The sequence below is a fragment of the Bizionia myxarmorum genome, from assembly GCF_008086205.1.
Taxonomy (GTDB): Bacteria; Bacteroidota; Bacteroidia; order Flavobacteriales; family Flavobacteriaceae; genus Algorimicrobium; species Algorimicrobium myxarmorum.
In genome coordinates this window covers 1031525-1049660 of record NZ_VSKK01000001.1, presented here as the reverse complement: position 1 = coordinate 1049660, position 18136 = coordinate 1031525, and the positions used below count along the sequence as shown (strand labels likewise).

At 35.0% G+C, this 18136-nt stretch carries 10 protein-coding genes and 1 tRNA gene; all 11 read right to left on the bottom strand.

The genetic code is table 11. The features are described from left to right. Positions 1 to 107 precede the first annotated feature (107 nt). The gene (locus ES674_RS04670) at positions 108 to 1583 is read right to left on the bottom strand and encodes a hypothetical protein (protein WP_148402810.1); all 1476 of its coding nucleotides are present in this window, start codon (positions 1581 to 1583) and stop codon (positions 108 to 110) included. A gap of 18 nt (positions 1584 to 1601) precedes the next feature. Continuing rightward, the gene (locus ES674_RS04665; protein WP_170233963.1) at positions 1602 to 3518 is read right to left on the bottom strand and encodes a T9SS type A sorting domain-containing protein; all 1917 of its coding nucleotides are present in this window, start codon (positions 3516 to 3518) and stop codon (positions 1602 to 1604) included. A gap of 23 nt (positions 3519 to 3541) precedes the next feature. Further along, positions 3542 to 3988 (bottom strand): response regulator, encoded by a 447-nt coding sequence (locus ES674_RS04660; protein WP_148402809.1) that lies wholly within the window; start codon positions 3986 to 3988, stop codon positions 3542 to 3544. 7 nt (positions 3989 to 3995) lie between these two features. Then, positions 3996 to 5813, bottom strand: a complete 1818-nt coding sequence (locus tag ES674_RS04655; protein ID WP_246125973.1) for a PAS domain-containing protein — start codon at positions 5811 to 5813, stop codon at positions 3996 to 3998. A 16-nt stretch (positions 5814 to 5829) separates the two neighbouring features. Further along, the gene (locus ES674_RS04650) at positions 5830 to 6243 is read right to left on the bottom strand and encodes a DUF7793 family protein (RefSeq protein ID WP_148402807.1); all 414 of its coding nucleotides are present in this window, start codon (positions 6241 to 6243) and stop codon (positions 5830 to 5832) included. Positions 6244 to 6438: 195 nt separating this feature from the next. Then, a complete protein-coding gene (locus tag ES674_RS04645; protein WP_148402806.1) occupies positions 6439 to 9717 on the bottom strand; it encodes a sigma 54-interacting transcriptional regulator in 3279 nt (1092 codons plus the stop codon). A 618-nt stretch (positions 9718 to 10335) separates the two neighbouring features. Next, positions 10336 to 10409, bottom strand: a tRNA-Asp gene (locus ES674_RS04640). 121 nt (positions 10410 to 10530) lie between these two features. Continuing rightward, on the bottom strand, positions 10531 to 11460 hold the full coding sequence (locus ES674_RS04635; protein ID WP_148402805.1) for a DUF58 domain-containing protein: 930 nt from the start codon (positions 11458 to 11460) through the stop codon (positions 10531 to 10533). A 252-nt stretch (positions 11461 to 11712) separates the two neighbouring features. Further along, positions 11713 to 12030 (bottom strand): thioredoxin, encoded by a 318-nt coding sequence (trxA, locus tag ES674_RS04630; RefSeq protein WP_148402804.1) that lies wholly within the window; start codon positions 12028 to 12030, stop codon positions 11713 to 11715. A 328-nt stretch (positions 12031 to 12358) separates the two neighbouring features. Further along, positions 12359 to 13333: a YfaP family protein gene (locus ES674_RS04625; protein ID WP_148402803.1), complete on the bottom strand. Its 975-nt coding sequence runs from the start codon at positions 13331 to 13333 to the stop codon at positions 12359 to 12361. Between the two features lie 228 nt (positions 13334 to 13561). Then, on the bottom strand, positions 13562 to 17950 hold the full coding sequence (gene dnaE, locus ES674_RS04620) for a DNA polymerase III subunit alpha (protein WP_148402802.1): 4389 nt from the start codon (positions 17948 to 17950) through the stop codon (positions 13562 to 13564). Positions 17951 to 18136: the final 186 nt, after the last annotated feature.

Genomic DNA, 18136 nt, shown 5'->3' with positions numbered 1-18136 from the left:
ATGCTATTTAGAGTATGCACCACAATTTAAATAGAAAGAACCTTCAGTTCTAAAGAACTGAAGGTTCAATTATAAGGTAATATCTTTAATTTTTTTATTCACTTATACTATCTAGCAATTAAGTTTAGCGATACCGTTAGCATGTTTCCTGCACCAGAAAATCGCTCTGCCCAAATTTCAATATAATCAGAATTTTTCATTTCCACAGTTCCTATTGTCGGTAGGGCTACAACATCATTAACACCGTCAGCTTTACCGTAAACTTTTGTTTGCGTAATAACAATACCATTTTTAGCGATGTAAAGGATTAAAATCATTTCAGCAGTAGCCTGAAAAGAAACAGATCCAGCTACTTGAAAATATCTAGTCTTATTGCCCTCATAAGTTATTTTATTATCTCCATCTCTCGAGAATCTAAACAAATTATTAGATGTAGTGGTACCATCTATTTTTTTTCTACTTGAAGTACCTACTCCTGAAAATGAAGTCGTTTGACCGGTTCCAACTGACGATGAAAAATTAATATCTCCAGTAGCTTCTGCATCACCTTCTCGTGGAATACCCGGTGCACTAACAGACCAAGCATTACTAAAATTAAAACCAAGATATGTTTGAGCAGGAGCATATCCTTTAATGTACCCTGAAGGTGCGCTAGTTGCGCCATTAAAAACAGTCGCTTCTATAATTCCTGTTCCCACAGCTAAACCAGCAGTACTAACGTCTAGGGCAATATCAGATCCATTAACAGAGCTAAAGCCACTCCCTTTTTCAATAAGGTCGAAGTTACCCGTAAACTTTTCAAATGTTCCATTATTGGAATCTAACCATGCCTGATTATCCAAAAGACAATTACCAATATTTGAATAGGTAATGCCATTTGTATTCCCTACAAACTGAACAATCCCACCATAATATAAACCTAAACCGGAAATACTTCCAACACTACTGCTCATACCAAATATAATTGTATTTTGGACTAAAAGCGATGAATTAGTGGCAATTCCAGGACCGATTATCTCAAAAGCTTTAGCTCCTTTTAATGTTAGATTTTTAATACTTCCTCCCGTGTTTCCCTTAAAAACAGTACCTCCAGTGTTTGATAAGATATCTTCATTGGCATCCATACCAGCAATATAAGCGTTGTTTAAATTAATAGGTTTAACTAATGTTATCGTACCATTAATTTCATAAAAGGTATTTGTGTTTAATAAATAACTTGTACCTCCACCGTCTATTGACTCTTGTGCCAAATCTGCTGCAGATTTAATCAATTTATAATTATTTCGTTTATTCGCAGCATCATTAGCTAGCTTTACCCAAGTAGTAGTAGTTGTATTATAGAAATAAAAGGCTTTCTCATCTGTGTCAAATACCAGTAAGCTTTCTGCTGGCGAGGCTATTGCTATCCGATCAGTGGACCTCATACGTGGCGCTAGCAAGCCTTGAGAAGTAGATGTAATATCCAACATGGCTGATGGATCGGGTATTAAATTACCAATACCCACTTGGGCATAAGTTGTGGCGGTTAGTAACATCACAGCTATTAAGCCGCAGGTATTCAAGAATAGTTTTTTTGCTTTCATAATGAGTATTTTATAGTATTAATATTTTATAATTTTAGTGGATTTTTCACCCGTATTCATTTTTAAAACAACGAGATAAACACCGTTGCTTTGATTAAAAGGAATGCGTATGATGTTCTGCTTGTTAAGATTTTCTGTAACTGCTAAAATTTGCTGGCCTATCATATTGTAAACCGTAACAGCATTAACCGTTAGATTATTAAGATTAGAAACGACTATTTCTTCCTGTCCGTTATAAAAAACGTTCACATTACTTATTTGAGTTTCCGGATTAGATAAGGTGTAAATGGGCTCAAACACAATAGAAAAACGATTTAAATAGTCACCTGGAAGTAAATTAATTTCATAATCAGAATCTGATAAATTAAAAGTAACATCTAACTCATTATCTTTTAAATACACAATGCCTTCAAAATTCTCAACAGCATCCAACATAAATTTATGAGATCCATTACCAGACATAACTAAACCGATTGGAAATTCCATAGCTTCTGAAAAACCATCTACACCTTGAATGGCGTAACGTTTGGCTGCGTCGTTTTCAATAATAAAAAACATATCATCAGCTCTAGACATCATTTGCAGCGCATCATAACCCGGATTATAATTTAAATCAGCCGCTGAATCAGGCATAAAACCTAACAAAAGTTGTCGGTGAAAACCTTCCGGACCTTCATAGCCAATACGTACATATTTATCATTGGCGCCTCTGGCAGGTTCCATTTCAAAAACTCGCTGTGAATTTTTGAAAACGATAGTTCCGTCACTTGTGGCTTTAACGAAAAAACCTTTTCCAATAGGTACAAATGGTAAAGATATAACTAGATCAGCACTACCAGCGTTAGCAATTTCCGATGGCACATAAGCTAACGTTTGACCAGTTAAGTTTTTAACAGCATAACCGCCTTCATAATCGGATAGGATATGAGAGTTTGAACCACCATCTACCCAAAAATATAGGGCTTGTAAAATATCAATGTTATCACCAATGAATTGTTCAGAATTCAAGGCAGATGGATACGGATTACCTAATAAAATTTCTTGACCATCAAAAATTTCAAATGAATAATCACCATTATTCGGCGCACCATAAAACACATAGTTTTGTTTTGGCGTCAATGTGGTATTAGCGCCTTTCATGATATAACCTTCACCTGGATTAAGTGTACTCCCACTATTTAATCGAATCCACTCCCAATAATCACCTGAACCACGCGCGTACTTATATAACCAACGGCTACTTATAGTTAAAGCAGTGGTTACGTTTCCAGATACGTCAACAGTAGAAGGCAAGCCTTCTCTAGCAGTAGTAAACTGAATTTGAGTTGGATTAAAAGGTTTCAGTGATGAATCCGTACCATCAAATTTCCCACCCAATAGTGCAAAAGTTCCGCCATTATTAACCGGAGATGACCAATAATCATAAGCATAAGGGGAAACTGTTCCTTTCTGATCTCTTAACAATTTTCCAGAAACGACAGTATTACCATTTACGCCGGGATGCATTTGAATTAGTTGCGAACGCCCAACCAGCCTTAAATCACCACTTTGAAAATTCATAGCATTTTCAACCTGAAGATTAAACTCATCTGCTACTAAAACACCTTTTTTACCTGTGCCAGTAACATTAATTTCCAGATTGTAAAAAATAGCTTTTTTACTAGTTCCAGTTAATTCAATTAAAGGATTCGTAGCACTTTTGAAAAAGGTTGTACCAGCAGCAGCAACCGTTGTTCCATTGTTTATAAAATCATGGTTTAGATGCAAGTTACCATCGGAATCATGAGTTGCCGCAACTGCATTCGTGTAGGCGTTCTGGAAATACACATCTGTACCTGCAGATATTTTCAGAATTCCTTTATTTACTATTTGGGCATTCGCCAGGAAGCAAATACTCAAAATAAAAAATAGGGTTAGAGTAGGTTTAAATTTCATAGTAGTAGGATTTAGATTAGGGTCTAGATTATTTTTTTAAAGGGTTCGTCTTGACTGATGCTAACAGACTTATCTAATAAACTTTTAAGCTTATCAACTGTCAAAGGTTTTGTAATATAGCCAGCACAGCGCGATTCGTTTTGTGCTTTTTTAATATCATCCGGACTGGTAGAAGATGACAATATGTAGACATCTATCTTATTTTTATGCATAATATTAAGTTGCTTAAATTCTTCGAAGAAATTAAAGCCACTCATTTCAGGCATATTAATATCCAATAGGATAACGCGAGGGATTGCTACCGATTTAATAGTAGCATTCAATTCCAATAATTTAAAAAAGCTTATTGCCGAAAGGCCATTAGTAAAAGCCCTTGTTTTTACAGCAGGATTATACTTTTCAATAATTCTTTGATTAACAAACAAGTCTATCTTGTTGTCGTCAATCAGCATAATATTATCAATTGTCATTTTCTTTTTATTCTTTTAGATTTGGTAAACACACATTAAATGTTGTGCCCTTATTAATTTCACTGGTTACGCTTGCTTCGCCATTAAAGTCGTCCACAATACGTTTTACTATATATAGTCCAAGACCGGCGCCTTGGGATTTTGAACTGCAAGCTCTGAAATAGAGATCGAACACTTTGTCTATATGATTTTCACTTATTCCAAAACCGTTATCTTTTACAATTATATTAACGTCCTGGCTCGTAACCTGAATCTTCACGCTAATGGTAGGCATATAGGTTGCCGTTTTTGTTTTAATAAAGCTGACGGCATTATGTATTAAATTTTGTAAAATGGAATCTATTAAATCCGTATTGAAATAGAAATCTACGTCTTGCTCAATGGCAATATGAAATGCGGCCGACCGAAAGTTTTTAAGGCCTTTCAGCGCTGTCATTATACCACCTATTACCTTCTGAAAATCGACTGCTGAAATATCGTGTCGCTTTTCTGAAATAACAGAGGCGAAAGCCAAATCATCTAACAACATCATGCCTTTACCTAGAGTTTCATCTAGCATATTCACAATTTGTGACGCATTTTTATCTAGATTTTCTTCTTTCAGCAAATGCAAAAGGCCTTCAGCAGATGTTAATGGCGCTTTTAGGTCGTGAGCAGAACGGTATAGAAACAGCTCCAAATCTTTAGAAGTCTTGGTTAATTTTGCTTCTAGAGCCTTACGTTTGGTGATATCCAACATAAACGCACAATAGAAATTTTCCTTCCCATTTTTCCAGTGACTCACGGCAAATTCCACAGGAAATTCTTCACCATTTTTTCGCTGTCCAAGCATTTCAATATTCTCACTGTAAGAATCCTTATCTAGGTTATCTTTAGCTTTTAAAATCGCCTTAATTCCTGTATCTACTTGCTTATCTGAAATTAAAATAGTTAAAGGTTCTCCAATAATTTCTGAACTGGTGTAACCAAAAGCCAGTTCGGCACCTTTGTTCCATTCAATAATATTTCCCACACTATTGGCAACCACAATAATCCCTACGTTAATAGACTGGAAAATATTACTGTATTTGGTTTCAATAGCCTTAAGTTGGGTATTGGTTTTGGTACTATCTTTTTGCTTTTTAGTTTTTACCGTAGCATAAATAATTTCCTTATTTAGATTGTAAACAGGCTTTATTTTAGAAATGTAAACCGTCTGATTTCCTTTGGAAGACAAACCTAAAGACTGATACTTACCTTTCTTGCCTTGGTTAAAAGCTTTTTGAATTTGATTTTGAACAAAATCGTAATTAATAGGATTAACAAAATCAAATAAGCAACAACCTACAATATGATCTTGGCTTTCTTTTAAAGCATGTTCCGAGGTATTGATAATTTTACCCTGCTTATTAATATACAAAATATCTTTTGAAAAACTTTCTAACCACAAATTCTCTTCACATGAAGAACGTCCGCGATCCAATGTTTTCGGGTAAAATTTGCTAACATCATTACAAACAGTTACATACTGAATAACGTCCCCTTCAGAATTATGAATAGGTGTAATAGTGGTATTCAGAATATAGGTTTTAGTGGCTGTAGCTTTATGATATAAAACACCCTTCCACTCATTTCCTGATAGAATCGTTTTCCAAACATCCCAAAAAAGTTTTTTAGAATGAATAGTAGCTTTCAGCAACTGATGGGTTTGATTTATAGATTCGTCATCTGATGCACCTACGATTTTTAAAAAATTCCTATTGGAATAAATTAATTTTCCGTGCGCGTCTGAAATAGCAATAATGTGATGGTTATCTAAAACTGCCAATAACGATTTGTCAGGCATATTTAAAAAAGCCTTTTTAATTGTTGTTAGCATTATATATTTTTAGAGATTTTGCACAATAAGCTAAAGCTTCTGCTTTAGTTGTACATACTTCAATATGGATATCCGGGGCATAAATTCTAGAATAAGAACTTATTAGCAATTTCCCATGCAAGGTATCTGCAATAAATACACGAAAACTAAGAATACTCAACATGCTACTCCCGGCAAATATTTTAGCTGCGTTTGGCTCGAAATTTCCGGTAAAACCACGAGCGTCAATAACAAATGGCATGCGTTTGCCTTTGGTGAGCTCTTCTATTTTGGAAACTTGAGATTTGGCATCATCTTCTGACCAATGATAATCGTTTTGATTAAAATTACAGAACAAAATATCATTTTCAATCCAGAACTTGACACTCTCTAGCTGATGTAAAGTAAGCGCGTTCATATATTAGTAAATTTGGGGCAATAAGAGTATGCCAATATATGTGCCAAACTTAAAATAGCTAGAACAACAAAGCGTATATAACTGGTTTTAAGTGAAGTAAAATAAAAGTATGTTTATAGAATTCAATTCGATTTCTCGGTATACCGTGCAGAATGTTCGACAAACTGCAAAACCACGGTATACCGTTAGAAGCGATTAGCGCTCCATACCTAATTTCTTCATCCTGTCTCTCAAGGTACTGGGATGTATTTCTAGATATTTGGCGGCACCTTCAGGACCGTCAATTTTACCTTTACATTGTTTTAACACCTTTTTAATATGAATTCGTTGCACATCATCAAGAGATAAAATAGTATCTGAAATTAATGTTTCTTCAGATGACGATTTAAAATTTGGAATAATTAATTTTTCGTCATTTGATAAAATAACCGCACGTTCTATCAAATTTTCTAACTCACGAATATTGCCAGGCCACAAATAAGCTTGCATATTACGCTTGGTTTTTTCAGAAATATATTTAATGTCTTTATTATATAGTTTACTGAACTTATTAACAAAATGCTCAATTAAAATAGGAATATCTTCAATACGATCACGTAAAGGCGGGATGGTAATTGGAAACACATTAATTCTGAAAAATAAATCTTCACGGAAGTTTTTCGCCTTAATTTCTTTTTCCAAATCTCTGTTGGTAGCGGCGATAATGCGAATGTCTACTTTCTGCGTTTTAGTCCCACCTATTTGCTCTATTTCCGATTCTTGTATAGCTCTTAATAGCTTGGGTTGCATTTCCAGAGGTAATTCGCCAATTTCATCTAAAAACAATGTTCCGCCGTCTGCCAATTGAAACTTACCCAACTTATCTTGAAAAGCCCCCGTAAAGGAACCTTTTTTATGCCCGAATAATTCACTTTCAATTAACTCTTTAGGAATTGCCGCACAGTTAACCTTAATTAACGGTTTGTTTTTTCTGGCACTGATATTATGAATAGCACGGGCTATTAATTCTTTACCAGTTCCCGATTCTCCTAAAAGTAAAACCGTTGCGCTGGTTGGCGCTACTAACTCTACATTGGTTAAAACATCACTAAAGGCGCGGCTCCCATAAACCATTTCTTCATAATTAAAAACCAAATCAATTTCCTCACGCAAATACGTGTTTTCCTGCTCTAACTCTTTTTTCAGCGTATGTAATTCACTGTTAACATATTTAAGCTCACTAACTGCTTTTATAAGTTGATTTTCAGCAGTTATGCGTTCTCTACTTTCTACCATAAGCCAAATAATATTAGCTACAGAAGCCGCAAAGCTTTCTTCTTCATCAGAGGCTTTACATGCTTCTCCAAAACGCTCATAACTCATAATCCCGTATCGCATATCTTTACCGTGAATTACCGCATCCATCCTACTTGTAATTTGAGAAGGATGGTTAAACGTTTTAGCATAAGCTTTCATCATGGGATGCGTTTTTATATTGGCAACGCTTAAGCTTGAATTGGTATCAAATACTTCAAAATATTTAGGGAAATCGGTTTTATTTAATACCAAATCTTCAGTTCCTAATACATCTTCTTTTACATTATAAAAAATCTTACTTACTAGTTGATTTTCCTGATCTTTAAATTCCCACAACGTTACCCTATCCGCATCTAGAGCCTCAGCAGATAATTTAGCGATAAGATATATGGTGGACTCATAATCCTGGCCAACTATAGATACTAATTTTGAAATAACCTCTTTGCGTTTTAGAGAAAGTTCAATACGTTCCTGTAAGACTTCTTCTTCCCTTATTTTTTCTGAAATGTCTATAATAGTGGCAAAATAGGCTATGGTAATGCCGTTTTTATCCTTTACTGTTGAAAATGCAATGGAAGCCGGAAATCGTTGGCCATTTTTTCGCATTAACGTTAATTGGCGCGTACCATTTTCTTCCTGACTTACATTACGGAATGCTTTGTAAATTTCATCAAAACATTCCGGCGGGAAATATTTAAATGGCAATTTATCACCTATTAATTCATCTTCCGAAAATCCAGTAATTTGACATAAAGCATTGTTAACACGAATAATTTTTTTATCCAAATTAACAACGGACAAACCTTCTAACAAAGAATCTACTAATTCTTCTGAAAATTCCTTTTCTATAAGCAGCTTCGTTTCAACCTTTTTACGTTCAGAATTTTCCACTGCTAATGAAACTATACTGGCAATCATTATGGCAAACTCTTCTTCTTCATCGGTCCATTTTCTAGGCTCACCTTTATGTTCAAAACAGATAACTCCAAAAAGTCCATCACTACCTTTTATAAAGACATCTAACACCGAAGAAATTCCTAAAGGACCTAGATATAATTCAATAAACTCTTTTGTTAAATCACTTTCAAAAGCATTATCCACCCTAATACTTCTGTCCTTGTAAAGTTTCTTAAAGTAATTTGGATAATCTTTAGTATGTACTATGGAATCACCGTTAAAACCATCTTTATTTAAGCTAGAGGCACTTATGCACTGCATAGCGGTTTCCATGGCATTGAACTTCCAAATACGCACACCACTTACCTCCATAACTTGAGCAGCAATTGTTGTAAGTTCTTTGAGCGTTTCATTAAAATCCTTGCCAACTAAATCCACCAACTTTAAAATTGCATCTTTTTTTTGAATAGATTTTTTAGAATTTTCCAGTAATTCATTTTGAAAACTTAATCGTTCTGATATATCAATGGCCGTAGAAACATAGCCTATAATTTTGTTGTTAAGATTCTTGACAGCACTGGTAGAAATAGAGATTTCGAATCTTTCTCCATTTGCTTTACGCATGGTTAGCTGCTCCCGTTTATCAATGGAACCATTTAAAATTCTTTTTAAGTAGTCTTCAATAGCATCATAATGTTCAGGAGGCCAATGAATGAATGGTACTTTTGTGCCAATTACTTCGCTATCTTTAAAGCCCGTCAATTCAAAAAATGCTTTATTAACTTTTATACAAACAAGATTAGCATCATATACGAATATAGCCTCATGCATACTATCTAATACACTCTCCGTAAAGTTATTAGCAAGAAATAATTCTTTTTCAGATTCTTTTAATTCACTAACATCTAAAATGGTTGAAACCACATAAGTTAACTCTCCCAATGTTATAAATTTAAAGGTAGCCAACCCATAAGCTGACTCTTCATCTTCTTTTTTTATTTCAACTTCGTAATATTTAAATTGTTCGTTCCCATCTAAAATATCTCTTTCGGCATCTGAATGAAACAAAATAAGATCCAACTTTTTTATAGAGACACCTAAAACATCTTCTCTTTTATAACCCGTAAACCGCTCCCAAGCCTCATTGACGTCAATAATATTTCCATCCGTTTGATTGAAAAGGGATTGAGGGGTTGGATTACTATGAAATAATTTTGGGAAAATACCTTCGCCAAATGGAAAGCCATCTGAAGCACTCAATATTTTAGGGAATTGGCTCATGTATAAAATATTAGGGGAAAATTATGCGCAATGCAATATCAGCAATTCAGAAGCTATATGCAAAATTATGATTTTATTAAATTAACTATTTTTTAATATAAAAAAAATTATTAAGCAAGAAAGTTTCAATATTCAAATCATTATAACCTCATTTTTAAAATATTGGCACTAATGTTTAAAATACTCGTGTTCAGAACCTTGAAACATATAAATTAAGCAGAACCTCAACTTGTTAGAATTTTTTGGTACTGAACTGTAGTTTGTATCAAATACCATAAAATTAATTTGAACCTAGAAAAAGAAGTTCCTGTAAATTTGTACTACCGGCCTAAAAAGCCTTTCAATTAAAGACTGGAACACCTAAAGTAAAAAAGGACACCTTTTAAGCTCCCTTTTTAAAGTTAGTTTTTACTCTTTTCAGAGATTACAAACAGTCCTAAAACAAAAAAGCATCCCAATCTTCTTATTCAGAAAAAAGGAAAGCTTTCCATCGGTTTAACTACTTAAACCCTTGATAGACTACTACATCTATCAAACAACACAACTAAATTTTTAACTACCTACGGCAGTTTTATGGCCAAAAAAAGCTTCAATTTCTTGAAGCTTTAGCAATTTTAGCGGTCTGGACGGGACTCGAACCCGCGACCTTCGCCGTGACAGGGCGACATTCTAACCAACTGAACTACCAGACCGTTGCTTTATTGCTTGCTTAAGCATTTTTTACTTACGTAATAACCTCTCAAGCGGCTGCAAATATAAGCAGCTTTTTCAATATGCCAAATGTTTTAGTCATAAATTTTAAACTTTTTTTGACTATAAAAACTTTTCACGCGCTATCATATAGGTTGTCAATATGTTATTGAAATCTTTATTGATATCTGCCTCCACATAATTAATCCGATATTGACCACATTTAAGTCGGATGGCTTCAAAATAATCTTTCACTGCGGTTTCATAGGTTTCTTTAATGCGGTCTGCGTATAAATTAATATGTTCACCGGTTTCTACATCTATAAAACGCTTTGGAGCATTATCAAAATCGAATTGCTGCTCCTTTTCCTTGTCAAATACATGAAATAATACCACTTCATGCTTATTATGTTTTAAATGCCTTAAAGCATCAAATAACTTATCGTCCTCGGTTTCTGTTTGAAACATATCTGTAAATAAGAAAATCAAAGAGCGTCTGTGAATTTTCTCTGCTATTTGATGTAAATAGGTATAGGTATCCGTTTGCCGACCTTCTGGTTTATTAACCAACATCTGGTTTAATTGATGTAATAACATTTGATGATGACGCTCACTTCCTTTCTCTGGTGCGTAAAAATCATAATTATCACTATAAATACTTAAGCCAACGGCATCACGTTGTTTTTTTAAAATATGCATTAATGAGGCTGAAGCCAGTGCCGAAAAAGCAATTTTATTCAACTGATTTAGTCCATATTCTTTAAGCTCTGGATAATGCATGGAACTACTATTGTCTACAATTAAATGACAGCGGAGGTTGGTTTCATCATCATAACGTTTGGTGAATAATTTATCCGTTTTAGCAAATAGCTTCCAATCAATATGACGGGTACTTTCGCCTTGATTGTAAATTTTATGTTCCGCAAATTCAGCAGAAAAACCGTGAAAAGGACTTTTATGCATACCCGCAACAAAACCTTCCACAACTTGTTTGGCTAACAATTCCAAGTTTTTAAAACCGCCTGCTTTATTTAGTTCTTTTTGTAAATCCATTCCCTTTCTGTCCTCTGGACATCTTTCCCAAAGGGAAAGAATAATTGATTAATGATTTTTATCTCATCTGTCGCTTTTGCGTCATCTTCCCAAAGGGAAAAATAGAATCGTTTGATTAATAATTTGGATATTCTGCGTCAAGCAAAAATTAACATAGCCCTAAACTAAAAAAGGTTTGCCATAACAGCAAACCTTTTCTATTTTATCTTTTTGAATCGAAACTAGAGTCAATTTTCTAGCTTCTAAAAAAATCTATAAAAGTGCGTCAATAGCATCTGTGTAAGCACTTTTTTGTGCAACACCAACTTGACGACCAACTACTTCACCGTTTTGAAAAACCAATACTGTAGGAATGTTACGTACACCGTATTTAGCAGCAAATTCTTGATTTGCATCAACATCTACCTTACCAACAACGGCTTTACCTTCGTATTCTTTGCCAATTTCATCAATGATTGGTCCAACCATACGACATGGTCCACACCAAGCAGCCCAAAAATCAACCATTACAGGTTTGTCACTCTTTAATACTGTTTCTTCAAACGTTGCATCTGTAATTTCTAATGCCATAATATTCTAGTTTAATGTGTTATACTTCAAATTCAACTGCCTGTTACCAGACATCTATGCAATATTAGTCAAAAATTTTGCCAAAGCTTACAACCTGACAATTTGTTTTGTTTATTGCCACATTGCCTGTCACTATACTAAGTAATTGTAAATAACACTTTTCAAAATAAAACCAATACATCAAGCTTTCAAAGGTATCCAAAGTTGTACTAATAGTTTGCAGTGACGTAATTATAGAAACGTTGTTTTGGTACTTTCTATTATATATTAAAAAAAAGAAAACGCTTTCAATGATGGCGTTTTCTTAAAACGTGACTGAATTATAAATTTATCTATTATTAGATTTCTCTAATTTCTTAATTGCAGATGGTGATAATGAAATTGACTCCATTTTTCTTCCAGTTCTGGAAGCGCGAGATCCATCCTCTAAAATTTCAAAAGAGAAAACAGGCGCTATGTCATTTGCAATATCAGATCCACCGCTATTGCTAGGAAAACCTACGGGAAAATTACCTGCAAATGGATTTTGCGTTGACGTTGGAATTTCTACACCATTTAAATAAACCGATGCTACGAAGTTAGTGGCTACGTCAGCATTACAATTTTCATACATATCTACATATACATAATAGATACCGGCTTCTAAAGTAGCATCGTCTGAGTAAAATATATTCTCATTGTTAATCCCATCAATAGAACAAGCTGGGTTTGAGTCTAAATCTAAAAAGCCACCATTGGCACTATTCATATTACCGTAGTAAATATGATCGCCATTGGGTTCAATAAGGTGTAAATCCACATCTTTATCATTATCAAATGAGAGACTCACTTGCAAGGCTCCTGTGCCAACTGTGGTTACAAGCAAATCGGCATAGACTGGTTGACTTACATGGTTGTTGTCATCCAAATAAGCCAGAATAACAGAAAAACGATTCTCTGTAATTAACTGATTTATTTTTAAAATAAAATTTTGATTTAGATCGGCATTATTTTCAGGTAGCATTTCATAATAACCCATTCTATCTATAGCACCAATTAATAATTTGCGCGCTGGCGTGCTCGTTTGAATGGTGGCATAAGAAGTTCCTCCAGGAATAACATTGGCGTTTATACTTAAAATTTCCAAACTCATATCTGAATTGGCTGCTGGAAACGGATTGGTTTGTAATGTGGCGTCTTGCACATTAAATAAGCCGTTAACAGATGGAATAACAACTTCTACCTGATCATCATCGCTGCTACAAGAGAAAATTACTACGGATACTAAAGCTAATGATAAGCTTCTTAAAAAATTTAGTTTCATGTTTATATGTTTTAAATTAAACTGTGGTTATTTCTTTTAATAGAAATTAATTCAAAAGGTTAACATTGAGGATATAAAAATTTTATTATTTTTTTCGAAATAAAACTATAAAGCGAAACAAAATGGCTGCGGATTAAAAATAAAAAAACCTATCAAAAATTGATAGGCCTTGCCTTTATGGGATCAGCTTTGAGGAATCGTCGCTTTCCTTAATTAATTAAAAATGGATTAGTTCAACTTATAAAAAACATCATTTTCCTCCAGCTCCAACAATAACTCCTGTGAAATTTGCACTTTTTGTTTTCTACTTGGCATGCTTAATTTAATCTGTTCTTCATTATCATAAACAATAAAATTCAGCATATGATCGCCAGCATGAAGTTTTAATAACTGTTGCAATTCTGTTATTTTCGATTCTTCCAAATCGGCAATATTCAATTGAATAGATAATTTTTTGGCATAGGTTTCCATCACGTCATGCAACAACTGAAAACTATTAAATTGAATCCGTGGATCACTCCGAACGCCGGTTTCTTTATTAATCCAACCTTCACGAACAAATACCTTTATATGAACAAAGGAATTCTTTAACAAGAAGTGTCTGAACTTTAAATATTCTTCGCCAAAAATTCGAAATTCAAAACTATTGGTATAATCATCAACAGTGAAAATAGCCCAGCCTTTTCCTTGTTTACTCACACGATGTTGCACATCGGTAACCACACATCCAAAAGTCATTTCCCGATTTACATAAGGCTCTAAATTCTCTAATAAGGCTAAATGCGAATTACAGAACGTTTTCATTTCAATTCTAAAATCATCCAACGGGTGACCAGAAATATAAATACCCACTACTTCTTTCTCTTGAGCAAGTTTCTCCATGGTTCCCCATTCTTCACATGGTGGTACTTCAGGCTCCGCAATTTGAACATCACTGGCTTCACCAAACAGACTTACCTGTGCGGAATTTTCATTTTCTTGATGCTTGGCGCCATATTTTATGGCTTTTTCTAAAAAGGTAATCCCGTCACCATCATCATGGAAATATTGTGCGCGGTGTGTGCTTGAAAAACCATCAAAACCACCGGCTAAAGCTAAATTTTCAAAAGCTCGTTTATTGGCTGCGCGTAAATCAATCCGTTTAGCAAAATCGAAAATAGATTTAAACGGTCCGCCTTCATCTCTGTTTTCCACAATGGTCATAACCGCACCATGGCCAACACCTTTAATGGCGCCCATTCCAAAACGAACGGCATAATCTTGGTTAACGGAAAACTTATAATAACTTTCATTAATATCCGGACCTAAAACAGGCAACTTCATACGTTTGCATTCTTCCATAAAAAAGGAAACCTGCTTGATATCATTCATATTATTTGAAAGTACAGCCGCCATATATTCCGCTGGATAATGCGCTTTTAAATAGGCCGTTTGGTAAGCAATCCAAGCATAACAAGTGGAATGCGACTTGTTAAACGCATAACTAGCAAACGCTTCCCAATCCTTCCAAATCTTCTCTAATTTTTTGGCATCATGTCCATTAGCTTCGGCTTGCTCGATAAATTTTGGTTTCATTTTATCCAAAACGGCAATTTGCTTTTTACCCATGGCTTTACGCAACACATCGGCTTCACCTTTTGTAAAGTTGGCAAGTTTTTGCGAAAGCAACATTACCTGCTCTTGATATACCGTAATGCCATACGTTTCCTTCAAGTACTCTTCCATGGCTGGCAAATCATACTCAATATCTTCTTTTCCATGTTTACGTCTGGTAAAACTAGGAATATACTCCATAGGACCCGGACGATACAAGGCGTTCATAGCAATTAAATCTTCAAAAACAGTTGGTTTTAATTCCTTTAAGTGCTTTTGCATGCCAGGCGATTCATACTGGAAAACCCCAACAGTTTCCCCACGCTGAAATAATTCATAGGTCTTTTCATCATCCAATGGAAAGGTATCGGGATCTAATAAAATATCGTGCTTGGCTTTTACAATTTTAACGGTATCCTTAATTAAGGTTAGCGTTTTTAGGCCCAAGAAATCCATTTTTAATAAACCAGCATCTTCTACAACCGAGTTATCAAATTGGGTGACATATAAATATGAATCTTTAGCCGTGGCAACGGGAACGAATTTGGTAATATCATCTGGTGTAATAATAACGCCACAAGCGTGAATTCCTGTATTTCTAACCGAACCTTCCAAAGTTCGCGCTAAATTTACCGTTTCGGCTTGTAAATCCGAACCTTCTGAAATATTTAAAAGCTCGTTTACTTTTTCTAAATCTTCTGATCGGAATTTAGAACTCAACTCCTTTTCACTCATGCCAAAAATCTTCCCTAACTTAGACATAGTTGGGATTAATTTGGCAATCCTATCCGCATCAAACAACGGTAAATCTAATACACGTGCTGTATCACGAATAGACGACTTGGCCGCCATGGTACCATAAGTAATAATTTGAGCTACTTGATTGCTTCCATATTTATTGATAACATAATCCATCACACGACTTCGGCCTTCATCATCAAAATCGATATCAATATCGGGCATACTCACACGATCTGGATTTAAGAAACGCTCAAAAAGCAAGTCATACTTTAAAGGATCAATATTAGTAATCCACAAGCAATACGCTACTACAGAACCCGCCGCAGATCCACGACCTGGCCCAACGGAAACATCCATGTTTCTGGCTTCGCGAATAAAATCTTCAACAATCAGGAAATAACCTGGATATCCTGTATTTTCAATAACACTTAATTCGAAATCTAAGCGTTCGACAATTTCGTCCGTTAATTCTTCACCATAGCGTTTTTTGGCACCCACATAGGTTAAATGCCGCAAAAATGCATTCTCACCACGCTTGCCTTTATCAGCAACATCGGCCGCTTCTTTAAATTCTTCAGGAATATCAAAAGCGGGCAATAATACATTACGCGCTAACTCATAAGCTTCCACTTTATCAACGACTTCTTGAATGTTGCTAATGGCTTCCGGAACATCTTTAAAAAGTTCCTTCATGGCATCCGAAGACTTGAAATAGTATTCTTGATTGGGCATTCCAAAACGATAACCACGACCACGACCAATAGGCGTTGCTTGCTTTTCACCATCTTTTACACAGAGTAAAATATCGTGTGCATTGGCGTCTTCTTTTTTAGCGTAATAGGTATTGTTAGAAGCGACTAATTTTATATTATGCTTTCTAGAAAATTCGATTAACACTGGGTTCACGCGGTTTTCATCTTCCTGATTATGACGCATAATTTCAATATACAGATCATCACCAAACTCCTGTTTCCACCATAACAAGGCTTCTTCCGCTTGGTTTTCACCCATATTTAAAACTTTACTAGGCACTTCGCCGTATAAGTTTCCGGTGAGAACGATTAAATCTTCCTTATACTGTTGAATCAATTTTTTATCAATTCTAGGTAAGTAGTAAAAACCATCCACAAACGCATGAGATGATAATTTGGCCAAATTGTGATAGCCTTTTTTAGTTTTAGCTAGAAAAACAATTTGATAGCCATTGTCTTTTCTAGATTTATCGGTGTGATCTTCACAAACAAAAAACTCACATCCTAAAATGGGTTTTATAATCTGTAAAGTCGGCGTTTCACCGCGTTCTGTGGCTTCTTTATTTTTAGCCTGAACATTTCTATTGTGACTTCCAACAGCATTAACAAAATGGAAAGCACCCATCATGTTGGCATGATCGGTTAAGGCTACGGCTGGCATATTATGCTCGGCTGCAGAAGCCACTAATTTGGGAATGCTGATGGTAGATTGTAAAATAGAAAACTGCGAATGGTTGTGTAAATGCACAAAATCCGCCGCTTTCAATTCCGAAATATTCTCTTTTATTTCTTGAGCTGAAAGTCCATCATCTTGCGTTTTTAAAATGCGCTCTCGGATTTTTGCACTCGCCTGCTTTAAATTGATATGCTTTAAGCCAATCAGTTTAATTTCCTGCGGATTTGCTTTGGAGAATCTTTCGAAATAATCCGGTTCTACATCTAATTGTTCTAGGCTATATTCTTCACGCCTTAACAATTCTAAAAAACAACGCGTAGTTGCTTCCACATCGGCTGTGGCATTATGTGCTTCGGAAAATGGCTTGTTAAATAAAAACTGGTGTAATTCTGTTAGTGTTGGCAATTTAAACTTTCCGTAACGACCGCCAGGTAGCTGGCATAAACTAGCCGTATGTTCGGTACAGGTATCTAAAACCGGTAATTCTTGCAAATTATTGGCCATGTTGCCACGAACAAATTCAGCACCCATAATATTCAAGTCGAATTTTACATTCTGACCCACCACAAATTTGGTTTTATTTAAAGCGTCATTAAATTTTTCTAAAACGTCTTGCAAAGGAATGCCTTGTTCTTGCGCTAAATCTGTAGAAATACCGTGAATTTTCTCGGCATCATAAGGAATGTTAAAACCTTCAGGTTTTACTAAATAATCCTGATGCTCGATACAGTTTCCCATATCGTCATGCAATTGCCATGCAATTTGAATACATCTTGGCCAATTATCGGTATCGGTAATAGGTGCATCCCAACGTTTTGGTAAGCCGGTTGTTTCTGTATCGAAAATTAAGTACATCTGCTATGGGGTTGAATTCTGTTTGTCGCTTAATTGAACTAAAACTAGCTCAAATACCGAAATAATTTATGAATTTGTTCAAAAAAACAAGACTATAAAATTACGGAGAATTAATGCTTTATTAAAATGAAGTTATAAACATTTAAATATAAAAAGCGCAACTGTTTCCAGTTGCGCTTTTCTAAT